General features: G+C 53.6%; 24 protein-coding genes. 13 read left to right on the top strand and 11 right to left on the bottom strand.

Going from position 1 to position 21,642, the window contains the following annotated elements; all coding sequences use genetic code 11:
• Positions 1 to 27 precede the first annotated feature (27 nt).
• From K0H63_RS07010 to trmJ, 4 genes are all read right to left on the bottom strand, one after another.
• A complete protein-coding gene (locus tag K0H63_RS07010) occupies positions 28 to 1,242 on the bottom strand; it encodes an IscS subfamily cysteine desulfurase (RefSeq protein WP_220067317.1) in 1,215 nt (404 codons plus the stop codon).
• A gap of 77 nt (positions 1,243 to 1,319) precedes the next feature.
• On the bottom strand, positions 1,320 to 1,781 hold the full coding sequence (gene iscR / locus K0H63_RS07005) for a Fe-S cluster assembly transcriptional regulator IscR (protein WP_011759408.1): 462 nt from the start codon (positions 1,779 to 1,781) through the stop codon (positions 1,320 to 1,322).
• Between the two features lie 192 nt (positions 1,782 to 1,973).
• On the bottom strand, positions 1,974 to 2,795 hold the full coding sequence (cysE, locus tag K0H63_RS07000; RefSeq protein ID WP_220067316.1) for a serine O-acetyltransferase: 822 nt from the start codon (positions 2,793 to 2,795) through the stop codon (positions 1,974 to 1,976).
• Between the two features lie 32 nt (positions 2,796 to 2,827).
• On the bottom strand, positions 2,828 to 3,550 hold the full coding sequence (gene trmJ / locus K0H63_RS06995) for a tRNA (cytosine(32)/uridine(32)-2'-O)-methyltransferase TrmJ (RefSeq protein ID WP_220067315.1): 723 nt from the start codon (positions 3,548 to 3,550) through the stop codon (positions 2,828 to 2,830).
• 155 nt (positions 3,551 to 3,705) lie between these two features.
• On the opposite strand from trmJ, the gene suhB reads away from it, so the two are divergent.
• The 6 genes from suhB to K0H63_RS06965 all read left to right on the top strand — a co-directional run bounded on the left by suhB (position 3,706) and on the right by K0H63_RS06965 (position 7,825).
• Entirely contained in the window at positions 3,706 to 4,509 is an 804-nt protein-coding gene (gene suhB / locus K0H63_RS06990; protein ID WP_220067314.1) for an inositol-1-monophosphatase, read from the top strand.
• A 129-nt stretch (positions 4,510 to 4,638) separates the two neighbouring features.
• Positions 4,639 to 5,808, top strand: a complete 1,170-nt coding sequence (locus K0H63_RS06985) for an NnrS family protein (protein WP_220067313.1) — start codon at positions 4,639 to 4,641, stop codon at positions 5,806 to 5,808.
• A gap of 99 nt (positions 5,809 to 5,907) precedes the next feature.
• On the top strand, positions 5,908 to 6,312 hold the full coding sequence (locus K0H63_RS06980; RefSeq protein ID WP_011759403.1) for a phosphate-starvation-inducible protein PsiE: 405 nt from the start codon (positions 5,908 to 5,910) through the stop codon (positions 6,310 to 6,312).
• A 132-nt stretch (positions 6,313 to 6,444) separates the two neighbouring features.
• Complete coding sequence (locus tag K0H63_RS06975) at positions 6,445 to 6,747, top strand: PilZ domain-containing protein (RefSeq protein ID WP_220067312.1); 303 nt, start codon at positions 6,445 to 6,447, stop codon at positions 6,745 to 6,747.
• Positions 6,748 to 6,822: 75 nt separating this feature from the next.
• Positions 6,823 to 7,491, top strand: a complete 669-nt coding sequence (locus tag K0H63_RS06970) for an AAA family ATPase (RefSeq protein WP_011759401.1) — start codon at positions 6,823 to 6,825, stop codon at positions 7,489 to 7,491.
• Positions 7,478 to 7,825: a ribbon-helix-helix protein, CopG family gene (locus tag K0H63_RS06965; protein ID WP_220067311.1), complete on the top strand. Its 348-nt coding sequence runs from the start codon at positions 7,478 to 7,480 to the stop codon at positions 7,823 to 7,825. Before K0H63_RS06970 ends, K0H63_RS06965 begins: the two co-directional genes overlap by 14 nt.
• On the opposite strand, the gene K0H63_RS06960 is transcribed toward K0H63_RS06965, so the two are convergent.
• Positions 7,822 to 8,064: a YecH family metal-binding protein gene (locus tag K0H63_RS06960; protein ID WP_220067310.1), complete on the bottom strand. Its 243-nt coding sequence runs from the start codon at positions 8,062 to 8,064 to the stop codon at positions 7,822 to 7,824. The two genes, K0H63_RS06965 and K0H63_RS06960, sit on opposite strands and share 4 nt — an antisense overlap.
• Before the next feature lie 128 nt (positions 8,065 to 8,192).
• Between K0H63_RS06960 and K0H63_RS06955 the strand changes: the two genes are divergently transcribed.
• From K0H63_RS06955 to K0H63_RS06940, 4 genes are all read left to right on the top strand, one after another.
• Positions 8,193 to 9,902: a sensor histidine kinase gene (locus tag K0H63_RS06955; RefSeq protein WP_220067309.1), complete on the top strand. Its 1,710-nt coding sequence runs from the start codon at positions 8,193 to 8,195 to the stop codon at positions 9,900 to 9,902.
• Complete coding sequence (gene btsR, locus K0H63_RS06950) at positions 9,899 to 10,609, top strand: two-component system response regulator BtsR (RefSeq protein ID WP_220067308.1); 711 nt, start codon at positions 9,899 to 9,901, stop codon at positions 10,607 to 10,609. Before K0H63_RS06955 ends, btsR begins: the two co-directional genes overlap by 4 nt.
• Before the next feature lie 120 nt (positions 10,610 to 10,729).
• Positions 10,730 to 12,163 (top strand): carbon starvation CstA family protein, encoded by a 1,434-nt coding sequence (locus tag K0H63_RS06945; RefSeq protein ID WP_220067307.1) that lies wholly within the window; start codon positions 10,730 to 10,732, stop codon positions 12,161 to 12,163.
• A 123-nt stretch (positions 12,164 to 12,286) separates the two neighbouring features.
• A complete protein-coding gene (locus tag K0H63_RS06940; protein ID WP_220067306.1) occupies positions 12,287 to 12,925 on the top strand; it encodes a VF530 family protein in 639 nt (212 codons plus the stop codon).
• Between the two features lie 32 nt (positions 12,926 to 12,957).
• Here the strand turns inward: K0H63_RS06940 and K0H63_RS06935 are convergent, their stop codons facing one another.
• The 6 genes from K0H63_RS06935 to K0H63_RS06910 form a co-directional block, all read right to left on the bottom strand.
• Positions 12,958 to 13,782, bottom strand: a complete 825-nt coding sequence (locus K0H63_RS06935) for a hypothetical protein (RefSeq protein ID WP_220067305.1) — start codon at positions 13,780 to 13,782, stop codon at positions 12,958 to 12,960.
• A gap of 53 nt (positions 13,783 to 13,835) precedes the next feature.
• The gene (ribA, locus tag K0H63_RS06930) at positions 13,836 to 14,453 is read right to left on the bottom strand and encodes a GTP cyclohydrolase II (protein ID WP_220067304.1); all 618 of its coding nucleotides are present in this window, start codon (positions 14,451 to 14,453) and stop codon (positions 13,836 to 13,838) included.
• Between the two features lie 252 nt (positions 14,454 to 14,705).
• Positions 14,706 to 15,203 carry an anaerobic ribonucleoside-triphosphate reductase-activating protein gene (gene nrdG / locus K0H63_RS06925; protein WP_220067303.1) on the bottom strand — a complete coding sequence of 166 codons (498 nt, stop codon included), beginning with the start codon at positions 15,201 to 15,203 and terminating at the stop codon, positions 14,706 to 14,708.
• Between the two features lie 40 nt (positions 15,204 to 15,243).
• Positions 15,244 to 17,361 carry an anaerobic ribonucleoside-triphosphate reductase gene (gene nrdD / locus K0H63_RS06920; RefSeq protein ID WP_220067302.1) on the bottom strand — a complete coding sequence of 706 codons (2,118 nt, stop codon included), beginning with the start codon at positions 17,359 to 17,361 and terminating at the stop codon, positions 15,244 to 15,246.
• Between the two features lie 273 nt (positions 17,362 to 17,634).
• Entirely contained in the window at positions 17,635 to 18,570 is a 936-nt protein-coding gene (rssA, locus tag K0H63_RS06915) for a patatin-like phospholipase RssA (protein ID WP_220067301.1), read from the bottom strand.
• 94 nt (positions 18,571 to 18,664) lie between these two features.
• Positions 18,665 to 18,838, bottom strand: a complete 174-nt coding sequence (locus tag K0H63_RS06910; protein WP_198134305.1) for a hypothetical protein — start codon at positions 18,836 to 18,838, stop codon at positions 18,665 to 18,667.
• 235 nt (positions 18,839 to 19,073) lie between these two features.
• On the opposite strand from K0H63_RS06910, the gene K0H63_RS06905 reads away from it, so the two are divergent.
• The 3 genes from K0H63_RS06905 to K0H63_RS06895 all read left to right on the top strand — a co-directional run bounded on the left by K0H63_RS06905 (position 19,074) and on the right by K0H63_RS06895 (position 21,457).
• The gene (locus tag K0H63_RS06905; protein WP_220067300.1) at positions 19,074 to 20,444 is read left to right on the top strand and encodes a DEAD/DEAH box helicase; all 1,371 of its coding nucleotides are present in this window, start codon (positions 19,074 to 19,076) and stop codon (positions 20,442 to 20,444) included.
• Positions 20,445 to 20,525: 81 nt separating this feature from the next.
• Positions 20,526 to 20,963, top strand: coding sequence for a DUF3010 family protein (locus tag K0H63_RS06900; protein WP_220067299.1), 438 nt, complete (start codon positions 20,526 to 20,528; stop codon positions 20,961 to 20,963).
• Positions 20,960 to 21,457, top strand: coding sequence for a M48 metallopeptidase family protein (locus tag K0H63_RS06895; protein WP_220067298.1), 498 nt, complete (start codon positions 20,960 to 20,962; stop codon positions 21,455 to 21,457). Before K0H63_RS06900 ends, K0H63_RS06895 begins: the two co-directional genes overlap by 4 nt.
• The last annotated feature ends 185 nt before the right edge of the window (positions 21,458 to 21,642 follow it).

Raw genomic sequence — 21,642 nt, 5'->3', positions numbered from 1 at the left:
ACTGCTCCAAATCTCTCAAACCACCAATCAGTGGTGTACCCACTCAACCTTGCTCAAATCGACGCCATCTTTGAACATCTCCCAAAGTGGGGACATTTCTCTCAGCTTGCCGATAGAGCCCTGGATAATGCCGATGGCGTAATCCACTTCTTCCTCGGTGGTAAAACGACCGATGGAAAAACGGATTGAGCTGTGGGCCATTTCATCGCTCAGCCCCAGAGCGCGCAGCACATAGCTTGGCTCAAGGCTGGCAGACGTACAGGCAGAGCCTGATGACACGGCCAAATCTTTCAGGGCCATCATCAAGGACTCACCTTCAACAAAGTTAAAACTGACGTTCAGGTTACCGCAGTAGCGCTGCTCGAAGTCACCGTTAACATAGGTCTCTTCGATATCTTTAATGCCATTCCACAGGCGATCACGCAGGGCGTGAATACGGGCGTTATCGCTTTCCATATCCGCTTTGGCGATGGCAGCAGCCTCACCCAGACCAACAATCTGATGGGTTGGCAGAGTGCCGCTGCGCATGCCGCGCTCATGGCCACCGCCGTGCATCTGGCTTTCCAGACGGATACGTGGCTTACGGCGCACATACAAGGCACCAATACCTTTGGGACCGTACATCTTGTGACCGGAAATCGACATCAGGTCGACCTTGGTGTTTTGCACGTCAATCGGCAGTTTGCCGGCGCTCTGGGCAGCATCTACGTGGAAAATAATGCCCTTGCTGCGGCACAGCTCACCGATGGCATCGATATTATGTACCACGCCGATTTCGTTATTCACGTGCATCAGGCTCAGCAGAATGGTGTCGTCTCGCATGGCCGCCTCGAGGCGCTCCATGGGGATGATGCCGTTTACACCAGGCTCGAGGTAGGTCACTTCAAAACCTTCACGCTCCAGCTGGCGGCAAGTATCCAGCACCGCTTTGTGTTCGGTTTTGCTGGTGATGATGTGCTTGCCTTTCTTCTGATAGAAGTGGGCAACGCCTTTAATAGCCAGGTTATTTGACTCAGTTGCGCCGGACGTAAACACGATTTCGCGGTGGTCGGCATTAATCAGATCTGCCACCTGAGCACGGGCGACATCAACCGCTTCTTCAGCCTGCCAACCGTAACGATGGGAACGGGAAGCCGGGTTACCAAAGATGCCGTCCATTGTCATGTACTGCATCATTTTTTGAGCAACGCGCGGGTCAACCGGGGTCGTTGCGGCGTAATCGAAATAGATAGGAAGCTTCATCACACACTCCGTACTTCGCAGTCTCAACCGAGGCTACTTACAACGTACACGCTTAATTATTATGGATTCACAAGGACTTAAGCCGATGCCCTGTGCCCTTTCTGTATCTGATCCTGCTGCACAGAGATGTACTGAACATCCCGTTTCTGCATAAGTGCAGCGAGGCTGATACCGTTCAAAAAGTCAGAAATTTGTTTGCTGAGATCGCCCCACAGAGAGTGGGTCAGGCAGCGACTGCCGCTTTGACAGTTACCAGCGCCCTGACAGCGGGTGGCATCCACGGATTCGTCCACAGCATGGACAACCATACCGACAGAGATATCGTCAGCTTCGAGCCCGAGGCGATAACCGCCACCCGGACCGCGGACACTGGCGACCAGTCCATGTTTGCGCAACTTGGCAAAAAGTTGCTCGAGGTAAGAGAGTGAAATCCCCTGGCGCTCGGAAATATCAGCCAGCGGTACAGGCCCTTGGGCGGAATGAATCGCCACATCCAGCATAGCAGTTACGGCGTAGCGGCCTTTTGATGTCAGTTTCATAGCAACCGTGGTTCCCCTGTAATTCTGGGAGCAATTTCACCATACCTGAGTAATTTAGTCAACTATAAAACCAACTAATTTACTCAAGTATTGGATTGGTGTGCCTCAGAATACCCCCGCACAAAGCTGGGGTATTTAACCTTTTTTCAGTCTTTTTATCAATGTAAAAAGGCCAATTTTGCGGTCTTGGGATCAGATACTGGGATCAAACTCATCCAGCGCGTTCTGGCGTTTCTCTGCGGCGGCGGCTTCGGCCTCACTGAACTCACCAACATCGAGCTCAGGCAGGCGCTCGGTACACACGTTGCCGCCCAGACGCTGCAGCTCCTGGCAGAGGTCCTGCACCTTGGAGTCCATCAGATGCATATGGTCGAGCATCTGCCCGATGGCATTGGCGACGGGGTCCGGATTGTCGGGAGAAACCGCATACGCATCAAAGCCATACTTCTTGGCCATGGCGCTGCGGCGCTCTGAGGTTTCTTTGGACTGGCTTGATGGCTGCGCCACGGCCCGACCGGGGATCCCCACAACAGTGGTGTGTTCTGGTACATCTTTTACCACCACGGAGTTGGAGCCAACACGGCTGCCCTCTTTCATGGTGATGGGCCCGAGAATTTTGGCACCGGCACCCACGACCACGTTATTTTCAAGGGTCGGGTGACGCTTACCTGCATTCCAGCTGGTGCCACCCAGGGTCACACCGTGATACAGGGTGCAATCATCGCCAATCTCCGCGGTTTCACCAATCACAATCCCCATGCCGTGGTCGATAAAGAAACGACGACCAATGGTGGCTCCCGGGTGAATTTCCACGCCGGTCAGCCAACGGGAGAAAGTCGACAAACATCGGGCCAGAAAACGCCAATCCCGTTTCCACAATTTATGACTTATCCTGTGCAGCCAAATGGCATGCATACCGGGATAATTCAGCAGGATTTCAATGGCGCTGCGCGCCGCCGGATCCCGGTGATAAATGGAGGCAATGTCTTCTTTCAGCCTGGATATCACACCCATGTCGTTTCCTTGTCGTTGAGCCAAGGGCTCTGTTACTTCTTGCTGCCGACTGCCTTTTCGATGGAAGTCAGGATGCCACGCAGAATATTCATCTCATGACTTTCTATCCGGGCACGGGTAAACAGCCTTCTGAGCTTGGTCATCACCTGCCCCGGATGATTTTTAATAATAAACCCGGTTCCGGTCAGGGTTCTTTCGAGATGCTCAAAGAAACGCTCGTTTTCTTCCATCAAGGGATATTCGGTCACTTCGCCTGTCTGATTTTCCAGCGCCAAATGGGCAATGCGGGTCTCATAACAAATAATTTGCACCGCTTGCGCCAGATTAAGCGACATGTATTCGGGATTGGCCGGAATAAACACGTGATAATTGCAGGCCTGCAGCTCTTCGTTATAGAGGCCATGATTTTCGCGGCCAAACACGATAGCCACAGGGCCACTGACGGCTTCAGCTGCCAGTTTGCCACCTGCCTGACGGGGATCGAGCAAAGGCCAATCCAGGGTGCGGCTGCGGGCCGAGGTACCTATGACCAGAGCGCAATCCTTAATAGCCTCGTGCAAGGAATCTACCCGGGTAAGGTTTTTCAGAATATCGCAGGCACCGGCGGCCAAAGCTACCGATTGACCATCGGGCTCGCAGCGAGGTTCTGCCAGATAAAGATTTGATAAACCCATGGTTTTCATAGCCCGAGCGACGGAGCCTATGTTACCGGGATGGGAAGTACCTACCAAGACGACGCGGATATTACTGAGCATGAAACGACTTAATTTAATTGATAAAAATCCTGAGCGATGCAGTCTACCACAGCAGCGGTTAAATCCTTATATGAAAATCTGTAATTGATATACCCGGCAGATGCGGTATAATGCGCGCCGCTCATTTTTCGTTCTTTAACATCCAGGGGATTGCAATGCATCCGATGCTGACCATCGCTGTGCGCGCCGCTCGCGCCGCCGGCCAAACCATTATGCGTGCTTATACTGATCTCGACCGCGTCGAGGTGAGTACCAAAGGTATCAATGATTTTGTTACCAGCGTAGACAAGGAAGCCGAAGCAGCTATCGTTTACCAGATCCGCAAGTCTTATCCCGACCACACCATCGTTGGTGAAGAGCAGGGTGAAAACCGCGGTACCAACAAAGATTATATCTGGATCGTTGACCCCCTGGATGGCACCACCAACTTTATGCGTGGCATCCCCCATTTTGCCGTGTCCATCGCCCTGCAGTACAAAGGCAAAACTGAAGTTGCCGTAGTCTATGACCCAGTCCGTGACGAGCTTTTCAGCGCCGTTCGCGGCCAGGGTGCCAAGGTCAACGACTTCCGCGTCCGCGTGAGTAACGTTCAGGACCTCAACGGCACCATCATCGCCACAGGTTTCCCATTCAAGTCACGTCAGCACACCCAGACTTACATGAATGTGCTCAACGAAGTGTTTGCCCAGTGCGCTGACCTTCGCCGCGCCGGTGCAGCCTCTCTGGATCTGGCCTATGTGGCCGCCGGACGCATGGACGGTTATTTTGAGCTGGGTCTCAAGCCATGGGACATCGCCGCCGGTGACCTTATCGTGCGTGAAGCGGGTGGTACAGTGACTGACTTTACCGGTGGTCACAACTACCTGATGTCCGGCAACATAGTGGCTGGCTCACCCAAAGCGACTACCGCACTGGTGAAAGCCATGCGCCCGCTGCTGAACGAAGCCCTTAAGCGCTAAGATTCAGAAAAGATTGCCAAAATAAGAACCGCCTCACGGCGGTTTTTGTTTTTGTGCGCCACATCAATTTACATGCATATTTTAAGCATCTTATAATGACCAACAAAATTAGTCAGGTTTAGGTGCGCCATGCTCAATATCCATGATCCCCGCAAGACCGAATCCATCCCGCCATTACTCAGGCTGGGCTTTCGTCCCTTCTTTTTATTGGGTGCCGCCCTCAGCGTCCTGGGCGTAGTCCTTTGGGTGTTGGCACTATCCGGCGTAATCACCTTTGAGCCCCATGGCGGCGCTTACTGGTGGCACGGCCATGAGATGCTCTTTGGTTTTGTGACCGCCATCATCGCCGGCTTTCTACTTACCGCCGTCCAGAATTGGACCGGTGTCCCTGGGCTCAGTGGCAATAAGTTGTTGGCCCTGGTATTGCTGTGGCTTGCCCCCAGACTCACACTGCCCATCACCTCAATTCCGTTCGAGCTGGTAATGGTAATGGACCTTGCTTTTTTACCTGCTGTGGCATTCGCCCTGGGCCACAGCGTCGCCAAGGTAAAACAATGGCGTAATCTGGTGTTTGTGCCCATGCTGCTGTTGATGGCAAGCCTCAACGCCCTCTCCTACCTTGCACTGACCGACGGCAATGGGATGCTGGCACAAAAGGCGCTGCAGGGCGCGGCGTTGGTGGTAATCATGATAGTGGCGCTCCTTGGCGGTCGGGTTATACCCTTTTTCACGGAACGTGCCAGCAGTTATCAGCGCAAGACTAATCTTTGGTACCTCGATGCCGGAACCTTTATCTCGCTGTTGATGCTGATTTGGGCGCTGATTTTAGATTTGACCACACTGCTGCGCCCAATCGCCGCTCTCGCAGCCATCATTATTTTACTTCGCTGGCATCGCTGGGGCTGGCGCCATACCTTTTCAGTACCACTGCTTTGGTCTTTGCATTTAAGCTACCTGTGCATTCCGGTTGGGCTTGGGATCATTGCCCTTGGCCTGCCCTTTTCCGCCGGGTTTCACGCGCTGGCAGCCGGGGGCATGGGTGGAATGATCCTGGCAATGATGGCACGGGTTTCTCTTGGCCATACCGGCCGGATGCTTGAGCCCCCCAAAGCCATGGTGGCTGGTTTTGTGTTGGTACTGCTTGCGGTTGTACTCCGGGTGATGGCCGGTCTCATTCCTGCTGCGTATCTGCCGCTGCTTATCGCCTCCGCTGTCGCCTGGGGATTTGCGTTTGGCGTGTTTATCGTCAAATACGGCCCAATGCTGACCTCCTCCAGAGCTGATGGCCGTCCGGGTTAAGCTCATCCTTTCTCATTTGTGAAGCCAGTCACGGTGTGTAATGCACCGTGCCGGCAAAAGGCTGTTACTATCTTTCTAAACAATGCTAGGGAGATAGAGATGGATCTGTACCGTAAATATGGCTCAAAGCTGTTGAAGCTCACCGAGAATTTGGTGCTGGCAATCATTGCTGTCGCCACGGTCGCGGCCATTGGCCAGGAAATCGCACACATCCTCAACATGGGTAAAGTACAGCTGGCAGACTTGCTGCTGTTGTTCATCTATCTGGAAGTGCTGGCCATGGTGGCCAATTATGCCGAGTCAGGCAAATTACCGGTACGAATGCCACTTTACATTGCCATCGTTGCACTGGCGCGTTACCTCATCCTCGATATGAAGAGCATGGATGACTGGCGCATTTTAGCTATATCCCTCTCCACTGTGGTCCTGGCAGCAACCGTGATAGTCATTCGCTGGGGGCAATTGAAAATGCCCTATCCCAAAAATCAGGAATACGACAACTGAACCTGTATCCTCCTTTAAGCCGGTCAATTACCGGCTTTTTTTCATTCACTTTAATGGAGCATTGGTATTCTTAAGTAAAAGGAATTATGCTGATTTTTAAGCGCTTGTAATGTGCCAGAGGAGAAGGCCGTGATGGATGACAATCCAAAAGATTACGAAGAAAGACGCAGATCACTCAGGGTAGATTTGGAAGCCGAACGCGTGCTGCTCAGCTGGGTAGATAAAGACGGTATTGAGCAAAATGACGATGGTGTCTGTATCGACCTGTCAAGGCGTGGCTTGCTGTTTGAATATCGTCAGCCATTTGCGCTGGGTGAACTGGTCGAAGTGACCTTTAATCCGGGCACCGACAAACAGAATAGCGTTCAGGGTCAGGTTTGCCGCTGTAAAGAGAGTAAAGCGCAGAGTTATCATATTGCTATGCAATTGATTTAAGCGATGCTTTTCTATCGTTTCCAACACACTGTTCTATACTGATGTGAAAAGATTGGCTTTTACGGAGCGTCCATTATGATTTTGCTGGTTGGTGGTGAAAAAGGCGGTAGTGGCAAGAGTTGCCTGGCGCAGAATATTGCAGTGCATATCACCCAAAAATTCAATGCCAACGTGCTCATGGTGGACTGTGACCCCCAGCGAACAACCTCTGATTGGATCCAGGCCCGCAACAACGATCCCAGCCTGCCCCAAATCAATTGCATCCAGTTATACGGTAAAATCCGTAACGACCTCCTGAGCCTGAATGAACGTTTCGACTATGTGATTGTGGACTGTGGTGGTCAGGATAACCTCGCCATGCGCGCCGCCATGTCGGTAGCAACCTACGTGGTTGTGCCGCTGAGACCAAAACGGCGCGACCTCAAAACCTTGCCACACATGGAAGACATGCTCAGCACCTGTAAGATGGTCAACCCCAAGATGGTTGCTACTGTGGTGCTTACTCAGTGCCCGGCTTTGCCCACCCAAGCCAAACGCATCATTGAAGCCAAGGAAGTTGTCACATCCTTCGGTTTGCGGGTTCTGGATTCTGTCACCTTCAGCCGCAACATTTATGATGACAGTGAGGAAAAAGGATCTTCGGTCATCGAAATCGAGCCCGATGGCAAAGCGGCCGAAGAAATTCGTGCCATTGCCGATGAACTCTTGGCCATACCACCAGAAAATTCCTATGAGCTTAACTGACTTAAAGCGTAAAAAGCCCAAACTGGACCGCGGTAAAATTTCGGTGGAAGATTTCATCGATGATGCCAACAATTATGCACACGGACGGCCTACCCTTCTCGACGAGGAGCACAAGGCCGCGCGCGTTAAGTTAGGGCTGGATAAATCCACTGCCAAGGTCTACCGTCACGCCACTTTCAGTCTGACCACCAAAGCGATTAAGCAACTCGATGAGTTGGCAAAACAATCAGGCATCGCCAAATCCAAGCTGCTTCGTATCCTCATCAAAGAATTCCACGAAAAAAGCGCAGGTGAACAGGATCACATTCTTCGTCGCGGCGAAGAAGAGAATTAGTGCTCACAAATCAGGGCTTGTTGTGTGACCAGGCCCTGCTCAGTTTCAATAAATTTCCCCTTTTGCTTCAAAAACCTTATAAGCTCGCTGGCCGTTAGCCCTTGTGCACTGCAGGTGTGAAACCGGGCCACATCACCAAAAGTTTGCGCAATCAAGGACACAAGCGCATCTTGAGTCAGGGGTTTACCGTGGGCTAACATCAAGGCCATAACTTGATGGCCGTGAACAGATTGGGTCATTGGGAGCTCCGCTGTTTCGGGTACATGTGGGATTTAAGGCAAATCATTCGCATCTTATAACCCAGCCTACTCAGCATTTCCCTGCGCCAGCGCAAAGTTCAGGTAATACAGGCCCCACAGGAGTCTTCATGTCGCTTATCCTGCTACTGACCCAGCAAATGTGTCTCTACCTGGTGTTTGTTTACCTCGCCAGTAAAACACCTCTGTTTAAGGTGCTCACCGAAAACGCCCCCAGATTGCCGCACAAGGTCATCATCTATGTTATTTTTTCGGCCTTCTGCATCATGGCCACCTACTTTGGCGAGCAAACCCACGGCGCAATAGCCAATACTCGGGCCATGGGAGCGGTACTCGGTGGCCTGCTCGGTGGACCTGTGACCGGCTTTTTTGTTGGCCTTACCGGAGGCCTCCACAGGTATAGCATGGGGGGCTTTACCGATGTCGCCTGCGCACTCTCGACAACGCTCGAAGGGCTTTCTGCCGGACTTATCAGCCTGACTCTGCGACGGGCAGGAAAAACAGAGCTGATTTTCCACCCTTTGGTGGCTGGCTTTGTTACCTTCTATGCCGAAGTCATGCAAATGCTCATCATACTGCTGGTCGCCAAGCCCTATGACGAAGCCTGGGCACTGGTGAGGCAAATTGCCCCGCCCATGCTGATGGTGAACTCCATGGGCTCGGCCCTCTTTATGAGCATGCTCAAAGATCAAAAAGCGATGTTTGACAAGCTGTCTTCCGCGTTTTCCACCAAGGCACTGAAAATTGCCGAGCGCAGCGTTGGGCTCCTCTCTCAGGGATTCAACGAGAAAACCAGTGCCCAGGTCGCCCGAATTGTTATCGAAGAAACCAATGTGGGCGCGGTGGCCATCACCGACAGAGAAAAACTGCTCGCCTTTATCGGGATTGGCGCCGACCACCATATACCGGGAACGCCTATCGCCTCGACCATCACTCTCGAAGCTATCCGAGACAATAAGGTGATGTTTGCCGATGGGGTGGAAGTACCCTACGCCTGTTCTATTTCCTCCCAATGCCGTTTGGGTTCAAGTTTGGTGATCCCCCTTCGCAGCGATACCGAGGTGATAGGCACCATTAAGCTCTACGAACCCAAGAACAAACTCTTTTTAAACATCAACCGCACACTCGGCGAGGGGATTGCCAAACTCTTGTCCAACCAAATCCTCTATGGCCGGGTGGAACAACAAAAGAACCTGCTCACCCAAACCGAACTCAAACTGTTGCAGGCCCAGGTAAACCCTCACTTCCTGTTCAATGCCCTCAACACCATAGGCGCCATCATTCGCCGGGACCCGGATATGGCCCGGGGACTGCTGCAAAAACTGTCGCAGTTTTTACGCATTAATCTGAAACGCAGCCCGGAAATGGTCACCTTAGCCGACGAGCTTGAGCATATCGACGCCTACCTTGGTATCGAAAAAGCCCGTTTTATCGATCGCCTCAGTGTGAATATCGCCATTCCTCCCGAACTGATGCACCAAAAGTTGCCCGCTTTTACCCTGCAACCCATTATCGAAAACGCGGTAAAACACGGCACCTCACAGTTGCTGTCGCCGGGCGTAATTGAAGTGATTGGCAGACAGCAGGACGAGATGCTGGTGTTGGAAGTCGCTGACAACGCGGGTTTGTATCACCCCACCCCCAACAACGAAGGTCTGGGGATGAACCTGGTGCATAAACGCATTCAAAATCAGTTCGGTGAGCAGTACGGCGTGACGGTTGATTGTGAACCCGATACGCTCACCCGCGTCAGAATTTGCCTGCCAATCAACGTCGATACGCTCATCGACACCGACAATTCGGGAGACAATCCGAGATGATTTCATGCATTCTGGTGGATGATGAACCCTTTGCCCGGGAAGCCCTGTCCGAGCTTTTGGCCCGCCATCCAGATGTGAATATTGTGGCGCAGGCCAGTAACGCCATCGAAGCCATACAGGCGATAAACCAGCATAAACCGGCACTGATATTTCTGGATATTCAGATGCCACGCATAAGCGGTATGGAACTGCTGGCCATGCTCGACAAGGACACCTTGCCCCGGGTGGTGTTTGTCACGGCATTCGATGAATACGCCATCAAGGCGTTTGAACTCAATGCCTTTGATTACTTACTCAAACCCATCGATGATGCCCGGCTTGCAAGCACCATGGACAGGGTTCGAAAAGATCTGCGGCCGCAGGATATCTCTGCTTTGGCCCCCGAACGCCTAGCACACTTGCCCTGCTTCAGCGGTAATCGCCTGAAAGTGGTTCCGATAGAGGAGGTTGAGTTTGTATTCAGCGATGTCGGTGGCATCCATGTATCGACCGCCAATGGCAGGGTGCACACCCAAATGACCCTCAAGCTGCTGGAAGAAAAAACTCCGCTGATATTCTGCCATCGCCAATATCTGATAGCCCCGGCGGCCATCGCCGAAATCGTGCTGCTCGATGGCGGCGCCGAAGTGATTACCCGCAGCGGGGCCCGGGTGCCGGTTTCCCGCCGTTATCTTAAGGAACTGAAATCCCACTTCGGTTTCCTGTAAACCGCTCAAGTCTGATAACAACCGCTTAACCTGCCAATTCGACCGCTCACCCAAAAGGCTGAGACACTGGACATCCCCTTTCGTAGACTGGCACTACTCAAAAAAGGGGAGATCCTCAACATGACTTGGTTTTTACTCTGTGTCGGCCTGCTTCTCGTCGGCTACTTTGTTTACGGCGCCTTCGTTGAGAAGGTGTTTGGAATTAACGCCAAACGGCAAACCCCGGCGTTTGCCCAAACCGATGGCGTGGACTATGTGCCCATGTCCAAAGGCAAAGTCTATCTTATCCAACTGCTGAACATCGCCGGTGTCGGCCCCATCTTCGGTCCTATTCTCGGTGCCCTTTACGGCCCAGCCGCCATGTTGTGGATTGTGATTGGCTGTATTTTTGCCGGTGCAGTGCACGACTATTTCTCAGGTATGTTGTCGGTGCGAAACGGTGGCCAGTCTGTGCCTAACCTCGCCGGTAAATACCTGGGCAAGAGTGCAAAACACTTTATGAACGTGTTTGCCACCATTTTGCTGCTGCTCGTGGGTGTGGTGTTTATTTCTGCCCCTGCCGGCCTGCTTGGCAAACTCACTGGCCTTAGCGTCAGCCTGTTTGTGGGCGTCATTTTCGTTTACTACCTGATTGCCACCATTGTGCCGGTAGACAAGATTATCGGTCGTCTGTACCCCTTCTTCGGCGCCTTGTTGCTGTTCATGTCTGTGGGTCTGACCGTGGCACTCATTGTCTCTTCTGAGCACAGCTTGCTGCCCGGTGTTGAAGCCTCTGATTTCTTATCCAACCTCAACCCCAATGACATGCCACTGTGGCCTGCCCTCTTTATCACCATTGCCTGCGGCGCCGTATCTGGCTTCCACGCCACTCAGTCTCCCCTGATGGCTCGCTGCATGGAAAACGAAACCAATGGCCGCTTTGTGTTTTACGGCGCAATGATTGGTGAAGGCATCATCGCCCTTATCTGGTGTGCCATTGCCCTGTCGTTCTTCGGTGGTGTTGAAGGTCTGGCAACCGGTATGGCCGGTAACCCTGCCAACGTGGTGTACGAAGCGTCTACCGGCCTGCTGGGTGCTGTAGGTGGTTTTATGGCGGTGCTTGGGGTAATTATTCTGCCCATCACCTCTGGTGACACAGCGTTCCGCTCAGCGCGTCTTATCCTGGCTGAATTCTTCAACATGCCACAAACCCAACTGCCCAAGCGTTTGATGCTGGCCATCCCGCTGTTCGTGCTGGGCGGCATTCTGACCCAGGTCGATTTCGGCGTGATCTGGCGCTACTTTGGTGTGGCTAACCAGGCAACAGCCGTGCTGATGCTGTGGACTGCCTCTGCCTACCTGTTGCGCCACAACAAGCTGCACTGGATTTGTACCATTCCGGCGATGTTCATGACCTCAGTGGTGGTGACCTTCCTGCTGAACTCGGCAACCTTGGGTGCAGGACTGCCGATGACCGTCTCCACCGTGGTGGGTGTACTGGTTGCCTTCGCGGTGGCTACACTGCTGGTCATTAAAATCAAGGGTAAATCCGTGGAGCTGGCTGAAGAAGCCTGATCCCAAATCCCGGGTAACTCATACACACCAGAAGGCCGGCGTTCGCCGGCCTTTGTTTTTTATCCATCCGGCAGGTTACAATGCCTCCCCCAATCGCCCTGATTGCCACTCAAACGAGCCACTATGTCCCAACAAACTCCACCAACCCAGGCCAACAATCCACTCCATGGCCTGACACTGAAAGCCATTCTCGAACACCTGGTGGAAGAGCTCGGTTGGACAAAACTTGCCGACGAAATTCGCATCCGCTGCTTTGCCGTTGATCCCAGTCTGGATTCCAGCCTGAAGTTTTTGCGCCGCACATCCTGGGCCCGGGCAAAAGTGGAAGACCTGTACCTAAGCCATATGGGTTTTCCGGTGCCGGAGCGCCCGGTGCGACAACCTAAAGAAGGCGCTGCGGACAAGCCATCGAATAAAAGCGCGCCTAAGCCCAGGACAGCGAAACCTGATAGCCCTAACAGGCAGCCAGGCGGTGATAAGCCTTCCCCCTATGGCAAGAGAACCAACGGCCAGGCTGCCGATAAAGGCAAGAAACCCGGCGTTGGCAGCAAAGCTTCGGCAGACGGTAAAAATCGCGGGGGAGCAAGAGCCCATCAGGCAGGTTCAGGTGCAGACAAAGGCACCCAAGCGCCCAAACGTCAGCCCACGCTCAGCCTCAAGCGCACCGGCAAAACGGTTACCGCTGATACTCAATCACCGAGCAAGGGTTCGGCGAGCTCCGATCCAGCGACCACCAATGCCGACATTTGGAGTAAAAAATAACCCTGAAACAGCGCCGATATAAGGGTGAGACGTTAAAGCGGGTGGCTGAAAAACACCCGCCACAGGTCTTCGCCACCGGCGTGACTGTAGCTGAAGCCCACCCGCTCTAGTGATATCACTTCAAACTCCAGCGGCTTCTCAAACACCAGACTTAACCCCAGTTCGAGGGTGCTCTCGCCAAAGAGGGCACCGACAAACTCATCCGCCAGCTCTCCCCGGCCGAAATACCAGTGCATGGCAGCGAATAATCTGGGCTCCATCTGCCGCTCCCAAGCGCTAAAGCCCCACCCCAGGCCCGACTCCACACCCGAGGTAAGTGCAGAGTAATGCTCTTCACTGCCGCTCTGTATGCTGCGATAACCTGCCGAGTAGAAGCGACTGACCCACAAGGGTTGGTATGTTTCACTGCCAAAGGAATAGAGCGTTGAGATACCGGCCGACAGGATGCCCACATTGCTGCTGTCGGAAAAGTTGTGCCCAAACCCGATATCAAGATAGGTCTCCATCTTCAAATTTGGGCTTGCTTGCCAGTGGTATTCAATCCCGGGTGTCACTGTAACTGTGCCCACCGAGTCCGGGAAATCACCTTCCGGCAGCTCATCCCAGTTGTAGTTGAAAAAACCCAGCGACAGCGGCATACGCAGAAACAAACTGTGATCTGAAGATGACTCTATGTCGAAAGACAAGGGAATATTTACCACGGCCGCACTGTCACCGGCAGAGCTGTAGATACCACTGCCCAAGTAGTTGGCAAAGGCATAATGGCTGACATCGGGGGCTTGCTGGGCCACACAGGGGGAAGACAAAAGCAGGATGGCGAGAATTCTGGCAGGCTTCAAAGCAATCGGGGCATCCATCAATGAATGCCCCGACTATAAAAGGTTTCCCCACTAAACACCAGTTTGCACAATCAGTCCTGGTGCTGTGCCTTAAAGTGCTCTTCAGACATCATGTGTCCAAGCTCGTCTGATTTGGTTTTGAGGTAAGCCTCGTTGTAGCGATTTTTACCCACCTGCAACGGCACGCGCTCGACCACATCCATCCCCACGTCTTTCATGGCTTTGACTTTGCGGGGGTTATTGGTCATCAGCTTGACCCGGGAAATCCCCAGATGCGCCAACATGGGGGCAATCATATCGTACTTGCGCATATCGGCAGCAAAACCGAGCTGCTCGTTGGCTTCAACGGTATTGGCCCCTTTATCCTGCAATTCATAGGCGCGGATTTTGTTTAACAAACCAATGCCGCGTCCTTCCTGGCGCAGATACAAAATAAAGCCACGGCCGGTTTCAGCGATACGCTGCATGGCTGTTTGCAGCTGAAAACCACAGTCACAGCGCAGGCTGAACAGGGCATCACCGGTCAAACATTCAGAATGGATCCGTCCCAGCACAGGAGCGTCACCACTGAGATCGCCAAAGGTCAGTGCCACATGCTCCTTACCGGTTTCACTGTCTTCAAAACCGTGCATGGCAAAAACGCCCCAGGGCGTTGGCAACTTGGAGGTGGCGACATACTTTATCGACATGAAATTTTCCTAACGACTACGCTCAATCCCTGAGTCCAGCACTTTCCCTGACAGCTCAATAACCTTGGTAAGATAACCTCACCGGGTGGCCTATTCTATGCGCTTTTGTCGCCCGCAGGAATACCCAAGTGACTGACTGGGGTATCGGAGTCGGCATAAGATAGACAATTTGAGGCAAAGCACGGGACCAGACAGCGAGCATAATATCAACATCGGCAGACATAGCGCCAAGATACAGTCCTGTCCTGGGGGTTAGCTTTCTTCCCTCCAGGGTACAAAGCCATCGCCGCTGCGACAAAAAATACGCTGATTACTGCTGCCCCGAAACTTAAGCCGCCTGTCGGCAAGCCCCTGCTCAAAGGGGCCATCCACAATCACGTCCACACGGGAGGCCAGCGCCAGCTGCGCATCAGTCAAGGACTCCAGTCGATAACCCGTCCACAGCCAGATGTCCTTGCCCGGACACTGGGAGCGCACCCGCGCCACCAGCTCAGCAATACCGGCAAGATTTGCCGGCAGCAAGGGGTCGCCACCGGAGAGGCTAAGTCCGCGGCGGCGAATGCGCGGGTCGTTGAGATCATCGATTATCCGGCTTAGCATCGCCTCATCAAAAAGATGACCACTTCGCACATCCCAGGTGGATTGATTGTAGCAGCCCCGGCATTGGTGCTCGCAGCCGGACACGAAGAGCGTAGCCCTGGTGCCCGGCCCGTTAAGCACATCCAGCGGATAGTACTGATGGTAATTCACAAGATGATGCTCCCTGCGCTGCCACAATAAAGCTTTGCCATTAAAGATGCTTGACCCGGCGTTTTACCTCTTCCTGCTTACCATGGTTAAAGGGGCGCGCATCCGGGCTGCCAAGGTAGCCACATACCCTTCGGGTTACTGACACGCGGCTGGGCTCATGGTTACCGCACACCGGGCATACAAAGCCCTTGCTGGTACAGTCAAACTCGCCGGTAAAGCCACAGTCGTAGCACTCATCGATGGGAGTATTGGTGCCATAGTAAGGGACTCGGGTATAGCTGTAGTCCCACACGTCTTCAAGCGCGTCAATATTGTGCTGCATGTTGGGATATTCGCCGTAGCAAATAAAGCCACCACTGGCGAGCTCAGGGTATGGCATTTCAAAATCGATTTTGTCGAAGGGCGAGACTTTCTTTTCCACATCCAAATGGAAACTGTTGGTGTAATAGCCCTTGTCAGTCACCCCTTGTATCAGGCCAAAGGCCTTGATATCCAGCTTGGCAAAACGGCTGCACAGGCTTTCGCTGGGTGTACTGTAGAGGCTGAAGCCGTAGCCGGTTTCCTGCTTCCACTGCTCGGTGGCCTGCTTGAGGCGCGCTACTATGGCAACGGCCTTTTGCCGCAGCAGCTCTGAGTCGTACACATGCTCCTTCGTGCCATAAAGGGCATTGACGGTTTCATGCAGACCTATGTATCCAAGGGAGATGGACGCGCGGCCATTTTTGAAAATAGGCTCAATATCATCGTCCGGACGCAGGCGCACGCCGCATGCCCCTTCCATATACAAAATGGGTGCGACTCGGGCCTTAACCCCTTTCAGACGTTCGATACGGCTGTCCAGTGCCTGGCGTGCCACCTGCAAGCGCTCCCCGAGCAGGGCATAGAAGCGATTCTCATCGCCATCGGCTTCAATGGCGATACGTGGCAGGTTAAGACTGACCACACCCAGGTTATTTCGGCCTTCATGCTCCATTTCGCCGTCTTTTTCATACACCCCGAGGAAGCTGCGACAGCCCATGGGGGTTTTGAATGATCCGGTGACCCGTACCACTTGCTCGTAGTTGAGAATATCCGGATACATGCGCTCGGTGGCGCACTTGAGTGCCAAGCGCTTGATATCGTAGTTGCAGTCGCCTGCTTTGTGGTTGATGCCATCACGGATGGCAAATACCAGTTTGGGGAATACCGCTGTCTTGCGGTTTTTACCCAGTCCCGCCATCCGCACCTTGAGAATGGACTGCTGAATAAGCCGCGACTCCCAACTAGTGCCCAAACCAAAGCCAAAGGTAACAAAGGGGGTCTGTCCGTTGGCCGTATGCAGGGTGTTCACCTCGTATTCCAGCGACTGGAAGGCATCGTGACACTCTTTTTCCGTCAGGGCACGGGCATAGGCCACGGCATCGGTAATGCCCCAATGCAGCGCAGTTTGGTAGTGTTTGTCGTAGCTCTTGGCCACATAGGGCGACAGCACTTCATCGATGCGATTGATGGTGGTACCGCCATAGATGTGGCTGGCCACCTGGGCGATGATCTGCGCAGTAACCGCTGTAGCGGTGGAAATGGACTTGGGCGTCTCGATTTCGGCGTTGCCCATCTTAAAGCCCTTGGTCAACATGCCGGCAAGGTCAATCAGCATGCAGTTGAACATGGGGAAAAAGGGCGAGTAATCCAGATCGTGATAGTGGATCTCCCCCGCCTCATGGGCCGCCACCACCGCCTTGGGCAATATGTGGCGCTTGGCGTAGTGCCGCGCCACAATACCGGCGAGCAAGTCACGTTGGGTCGGGATCACCTTGGAATCTTTATTGGCGTTTTCATGTAGCAGCGCCGCATTGGTTTGCTCCACCAGCGAACGAATTTCCAGATTCAGTCGGCTGGTCGCTTCACGGCACACGTCTCTGTCGTGGCGATACTCTATATAGTGACGGGCAACCTCTTTATAGGGACCGGACATCAGGCAGTTTTCCACCGCATCCTGCAGCTCGTGGATAGCAACTTCGTCGCGCTGTGCCACCTCGGCTGCCACCACCGACGCCACCGTGGCCGCATAGTCTTTATCCTCGACACCGGCTGCGCCCTGGGCTGCAATAACAGCATCCCGCAACCGGGTTTCATCAAAGGCTGCGCGGCAACCATCCCGCTTGATAACCACTGGCATATACAGGTCCTCTCCGTTTACCCAATCACTATATATTGAGCTTATTTTTTATCCAGATACAAAATGTAGTGTATTAGGCGATAAATACCAGACCGATACCTTGATATGGATCATGTTTGGGAAAAAGATAAATTTCCCCTTTTTGAAAACCTGTGGCAGGTAACTCTTTCACGATTTAGCCCCTTGACCGGAAGAAAAATCACCATTAGGCAGGCATAAAAAAGCCGCCAGACTCATCGAATGAGTGGCGGCGTTTAGGCAGAAAAAATGGGATTATCCGAGGGCGGCTTCCAGCAAATGGGCCTGGGCCATCACTGCGCTGTAGCCCGCATCGATGGCCTCGGCAGCGCGGTGGAACTCCATGGTGCCTATATCGGCGACCTTGGGTACCAAACACACATCGGGCGGGTCGCCCATCAGGCGCGCCCTCTTATGCCGTTGCTGCACTATCTCCATGGACTGATTCATCACCGCCAGCATGCCGGGATCGTCCCGGGTGCCAAGAGCAAATTTGTCCGACAGGCTGGCAATATAGTCGCGGCCGCGGGCAAAGAGGTCCATAAAGCCACCCTCTTGCTCGGCAAGGGCTCGGGTTTCTTCCTGAGGACTGATGGCCTCACTGCGAAGGTCAACCGGCACCGCCTGAATACGGCTGCGGCGCTGTCCATCCAAATCGACTGCTATCACCAAATCCACATCAAGTGCACGACAGGCAGACACGGGTACAGGGTTCACCACGGCGCCGTCCACCAGCCATCTGTGCCCCTGACGTACCGGCGGCAGTATGCCGGGCATGGAGCAGGATGCCCTCACCGCATGGCGCAAATCCCCCTGGCGAAACCAGATCTCCTGGCCGCTGTACAAATCGGTCGCCACCGCAATAAAGGGCATGGACATGGATTCAATGTCCATACTGCCGATGCGACTTTGCATCACATCAAACACCTTTTCGCCCCGAATAAGCCCGCCGCGGCGCCAGCTTAAGTCCATCAGTCCGAGCACATCCCAGCTCGAAAAACTTCTGACCCAGGCTTCGAGGTCGCTAAGGCGACCGTTAACATAAGCTGCCCCAACCAAGGCCCCAATAGAACACCCGGCGACCCGTTCGGGTTTTATTCCCAGCTCATCGAGGGCATTGAATACCCCAATGTGGGCCCAACCTTTAGCGGCACCACTGCCCAGGGCAATTCCAATACGGGGTTGGCTCATCTACGACTCCTTTGCAAAGATGAAGGCAAGAATGACTCTGACTATAAACGACAAGCGCCGGCAGGTGCCAGCGCTTGGGAAGAAAGGAAACAATCTATTGTTGCCGGGCCTTGAACAGGTAACCCAGCCAGCCAAACCAGGACCCCACAGTGACTGCCAGTATCCACCAGCTCTTTTGGCGAGCAGTCACCACGTCAGATAAGCCGATGTGTAACACCGGGATCATCCAACCAAAAATCACGATGGCGAGTGCAATCCAAAAATCCATTTGCGCCTCCGGGGCGGCAGGGTCGTTGTGAGTGTTAATTTTTCAATTGCCCAAACATAAGGCAATTATTTCGCTGAATAAAGCGCCACTAACGGATTTTTGACGGTTATCACAGATATTGACGCATGACTTCGATAGGGAACGCATCGTTAAGCAGGCAGAAACACACTTGTCATGGCGCCAAGCCGCCGATGGCGCTATAATTCCCGGCTTGAATTTTTCCGGAGACCATCCTTTGCAATTTTCTGATTTTTCCCTCGATAAGCGCCTCATGCAAAGCCTGAAGCACATGGGCATAGAGACGCCTACCCCCATCCAGAGTCAGGCCATTCCCGTTGCCCTCGCCGGCAAGGATTTGATGGCCTCGTCCAAGACGGGATCGGGAAAGACGCTGGCATTTTTGTTGCCTGCCATGCAAAGGGTGATTTCCAGCAAGGCGCTGTCGAAAAAAGATCCGCGGGTACTGATTCTGCTGCCTACCAGAGAACTGGCGCAGCAGGTGTATGCCCAGCTTCGTCTACTGGTGGCCAACACCCAATACCGGGCCATCAGCGTACTGGGCGGCGAAAACTTCAACGACCAGGCCAAAGCCCTTGCCAGGGAGCCACATTTTATTGTGGCCACTCCCGGTCGCATCGCCGACCATCTGCAGCAGCGCCACCTGTTTTTGAACGGGCTTGAACTGCTCATTCTCGACGAAGCCGATCGCATGTTGGATTTGGGCTTTGCACCTCAGCTGAAAGCCATCAACGCCGCTGCCGACCATCGCCGCAGACAAACTCTGATGTTCTCGGCTACCCTGGAGCATGGTGAAGTGCACGAGCTGGCAGCAGAGCTGTTAAAAGAGCCTGAGCATGTCGCCATCGATGCTGTGCACCTGGGCCACGGTGATATCGAGCAACAAATTCTGCTTGCCGACCATCTGGAGCACAAGGAAGCCCTGCTCGAGCGCCTGCTCAGTGGCAATAACTTCCGTCAGGTGATGGTGTTTACCGCCACCCGTCAGGACACAGAGCGCCTGGCCACCCTGCTGGCCGAGAAAGGTTACAACACAGCAGCCTTATCCGGCGAGCTGCGTCAGGCACAACGCAATCAAATCATGGATAGTTTCAGCCGTGAACATCACCGCATTCTGGTTACTACCGATGTGGCTTCCCGCGGATTGGATATCTCCAACGTATCCCTGGTGGTGAACTTCGACATGCCGAAGTTTGCCGAGGAATATGTGCACCGTATTGGCCGTACGGGACGCGCCGGAAACAAAGGAACCGCCATTTCGCTGGTGGGACCAAAAGACTGGGACAACTTCCTCAAGGTGCAGATCCTGCTGCAAAAAACCTTTGACTTCAGCGTACTCGAAGGCCTGGAAGCCAAATTCACGGGACTGGCGCCCAAGCGTGAACGCAAAGACGCAGGCGCCAAGGCCAAGACTGCGGGCAAAACCAAACGACAGACCGCAGATGCACCCAAGGGCGAAAAGCGCAGCCGTGACAAACGCTTCCTCACCGGCGTGGATGTGGGCGATGCGCCAATGATCCGTAAGAAGCCCCTCCCGGCACCGATTGTGCCCGAGGACGATGACGCAGATGAACTGGGCGAAGACTGAGACTTTCAGATCAAGCCGCACGCTTTCGCTTGAGCGAAAACACCGAACCAATTAAGTGACAGAAAAAGATAAGGGAAAAAAATGAGAGTATGTGGCGTAGAGCTGAAAGGTGCAGAGGCCATTATCAGCCTCGTGGGCTACGATAAAGAAGCCTTCAATGTACCTGAGTGTCGCAAGCACTCGTTTGTGGTGACCGATGCCGATAATCAGGAAGCCATCCGTGAATTCCACTTCGCGTTTGCCAAGCTGATGGCCGACTACAAGGTGGAACACATCATCATCGTTGAGCGTGAACAAAAAGGTAAACTGGCTGGCAGTGCCATCGGCTTTAAACTGGAAGCCGCCATTCAGCTGGGTGAGTTACCTGTGACCCTGCTCAAGCCCACTGTTATCCGCGAGCTGTGCAAGCGCAATCCTCCACAGGTAGATTACGACGTGCTTGGGCTCAAGCGCTTCCAGCTGCCAGCCTTTGAAGCAGGCTATGCCTTCCTGAACGGCCGCATCTACGGCAAGCTGTGAGCCAATACCTGGCCCATTACCCCGAGCAGGTGCGCACTCAGGTAGCCGCCCTGCTCGAGGCTGGCACCCTGGGCACTGTGCTGGCCCGTCGCTACCAGGCCCAGCACGACATCCGCTCCGACAAGGCGCTGTTTGATTACACCATGGCGCTGAAAAATCGTTTCCTCAAGCGCAGCGAGCCCCTTTCCAAGGTGTGCTTTGACGATAAAATCAGTTTGCGTCAGCAGGCCCTCGGGCTGCATACCAGCATTTCCCGGGTTCAGGGTAATAAGCTTAAGGCCAAACGTGAAATTCGCATCGCATCCATGCTCAAGCAAGTGCCAGAGCCCTTGCTGCGTATGGTGGTGGTACACGAATTGGCCCACCTCAAAGAGCGTGACCACAACAAAGCCTTTTATCAGCTGTGCTGCCATATGGAAGGTGACTACCATCAATTGGAATTCGATTTACGGCTGCTGTTGACTGCAATAGATGCAGGTCAGTCCCCCTTCTGAGCCCCTCTTTTGAGTCAGGCCTTAACGGCACGCCAGTGCCCCCTCCCGAAAGCATTCAGCACAGGGCTTAGCCCACTTACAAAAAACTGGAACATCCGCGCCCTTGACCACTGTAATTAAACGCACCGGCAACAGCATTTAGTCAGCCCTATGCCGAGTCTCCTTCCTTTATCCTTGTAGATCGC

Source organism: Shewanella zhangzhouensis (genome assembly GCF_019457615.1).
Lineage (GTDB): Bacteria > Pseudomonadota > Gammaproteobacteria > Enterobacterales > Shewanellaceae > Shewanella > Shewanella zhangzhouensis.
The sequence above is the reverse complement of the archived record's forward strand: the minus strand, read 5'-3'. Positions and strand labels throughout refer to the sequence as shown.

What these genes read in the sequence shown, in the direction of transcription:
- K0H63_RS07010 (WP_220067317.1), bottom strand. Translation starts at nt 1,242, where the DNA reads ATGAAGCTTCCTATCTATTTCGATTACGCCGCAACGACCCCGGTTGAC.
- iscR (WP_011759408.1), bottom strand. Translation starts at nt 1,781, where the DNA reads ATGAAACTGACATCAAAAGGCCGCTACGCCGTAACTGCTATGCTGGAT.
- cysE (WP_220067316.1), bottom strand. Translation starts at nt 2,795, where the DNA reads ATGGGTGTGATATCCAGGCTGAAAGAAGACATTGCCTCCATTTATCAC.
- trmJ (WP_220067315.1), bottom strand. Translation starts at nt 3,550, where the DNA reads ATGCTCAGTAATATCCGCGTCGTCTTGGTAGGTACTTCCCATCCCGGT.
- suhB (WP_220067314.1), top strand. Translation starts at nt 3,706, where the DNA reads ATGCATCCGATGCTGACCATCGCTGTGCGCGCCGCTCGCGCCGCCGGC.
- K0H63_RS06985 (WP_220067313.1), top strand. Translation starts at nt 4,639, where the DNA reads ATGCTCAATATCCATGATCCCCGCAAGACCGAATCCATCCCGCCATTA.
- K0H63_RS06980 (WP_011759403.1), top strand. Translation starts at nt 5,908, where the DNA reads ATGGATCTGTACCGTAAATATGGCTCAAAGCTGTTGAAGCTCACCGAG.
- K0H63_RS06975 (WP_220067312.1), top strand. Translation starts at nt 6,445, where the DNA reads ATGGATGACAATCCAAAAGATTACGAAGAAAGACGCAGATCACTCAGG.
- K0H63_RS06970 (WP_011759401.1), top strand. Translation starts at nt 6,823, where the DNA reads ATGATTTTGCTGGTTGGTGGTGAAAAAGGCGGTAGTGGCAAGAGTTGC.
- K0H63_RS06965 (WP_220067311.1), top strand. Translation starts at nt 7,478, where the DNA reads ATGAGCTTAACTGACTTAAAGCGTAAAAAGCCCAAACTGGACCGCGGT.
- K0H63_RS06960 (WP_220067310.1), bottom strand. Translation starts at nt 8,064, where the DNA reads ATGACCCAATCTGTTCACGGCCATCAAGTTATGGCCTTGATGTTAGCC.
- K0H63_RS06955 (WP_220067309.1), top strand. Translation starts at nt 8,193, where the DNA reads ATGTCGCTTATCCTGCTACTGACCCAGCAAATGTGTCTCTACCTGGTG.
- btsR (WP_220067308.1), top strand. Translation starts at nt 9,899, where the DNA reads ATGATTTCATGCATTCTGGTGGATGATGAACCCTTTGCCCGGGAAGCC.
- K0H63_RS06945 (WP_220067307.1), top strand. Translation starts at nt 10,730, where the DNA reads ATGACTTGGTTTTTACTCTGTGTCGGCCTGCTTCTCGTCGGCTACTTT.
- K0H63_RS06940 (WP_220067306.1), top strand. Translation starts at nt 12,287, where the DNA reads ATGTCCCAACAAACTCCACCAACCCAGGCCAACAATCCACTCCATGGC.
- K0H63_RS06935 (WP_220067305.1), bottom strand. Translation starts at nt 13,782, where the DNA reads ATGGATGCCCCGATTGCTTTGAAGCCTGCCAGAATTCTCGCCATCCTG.
- ribA (WP_220067304.1), bottom strand. Translation starts at nt 14,453, where the DNA reads ATGTCGATAAAGTATGTCGCCACCTCCAAGTTGCCAACGCCCTGGGGC.
- nrdD (WP_220067302.1), bottom strand. Translation starts at nt 17,361, where the DNA reads ATGCCAGTGGTTATCAAGCGGGATGGTTGCCGCGCAGCCTTTGATGAA.
- rssA (WP_220067301.1), bottom strand. Translation starts at nt 18,570, where the DNA reads ATGAGCCAACCCCGTATTGGAATTGCCCTGGGCAGTGGTGCCGCTAAA.
- K0H63_RS06910 (WP_198134305.1), bottom strand. Translation starts at nt 18,838, where the DNA reads ATGGATTTTTGGATTGCACTCGCCATCGTGATTTTTGGTTGGATGATC.
- K0H63_RS06900 (WP_220067299.1), top strand. Translation starts at nt 20,526, where the DNA reads ATGAGAGTATGTGGCGTAGAGCTGAAAGGTGCAGAGGCCATTATCAGC.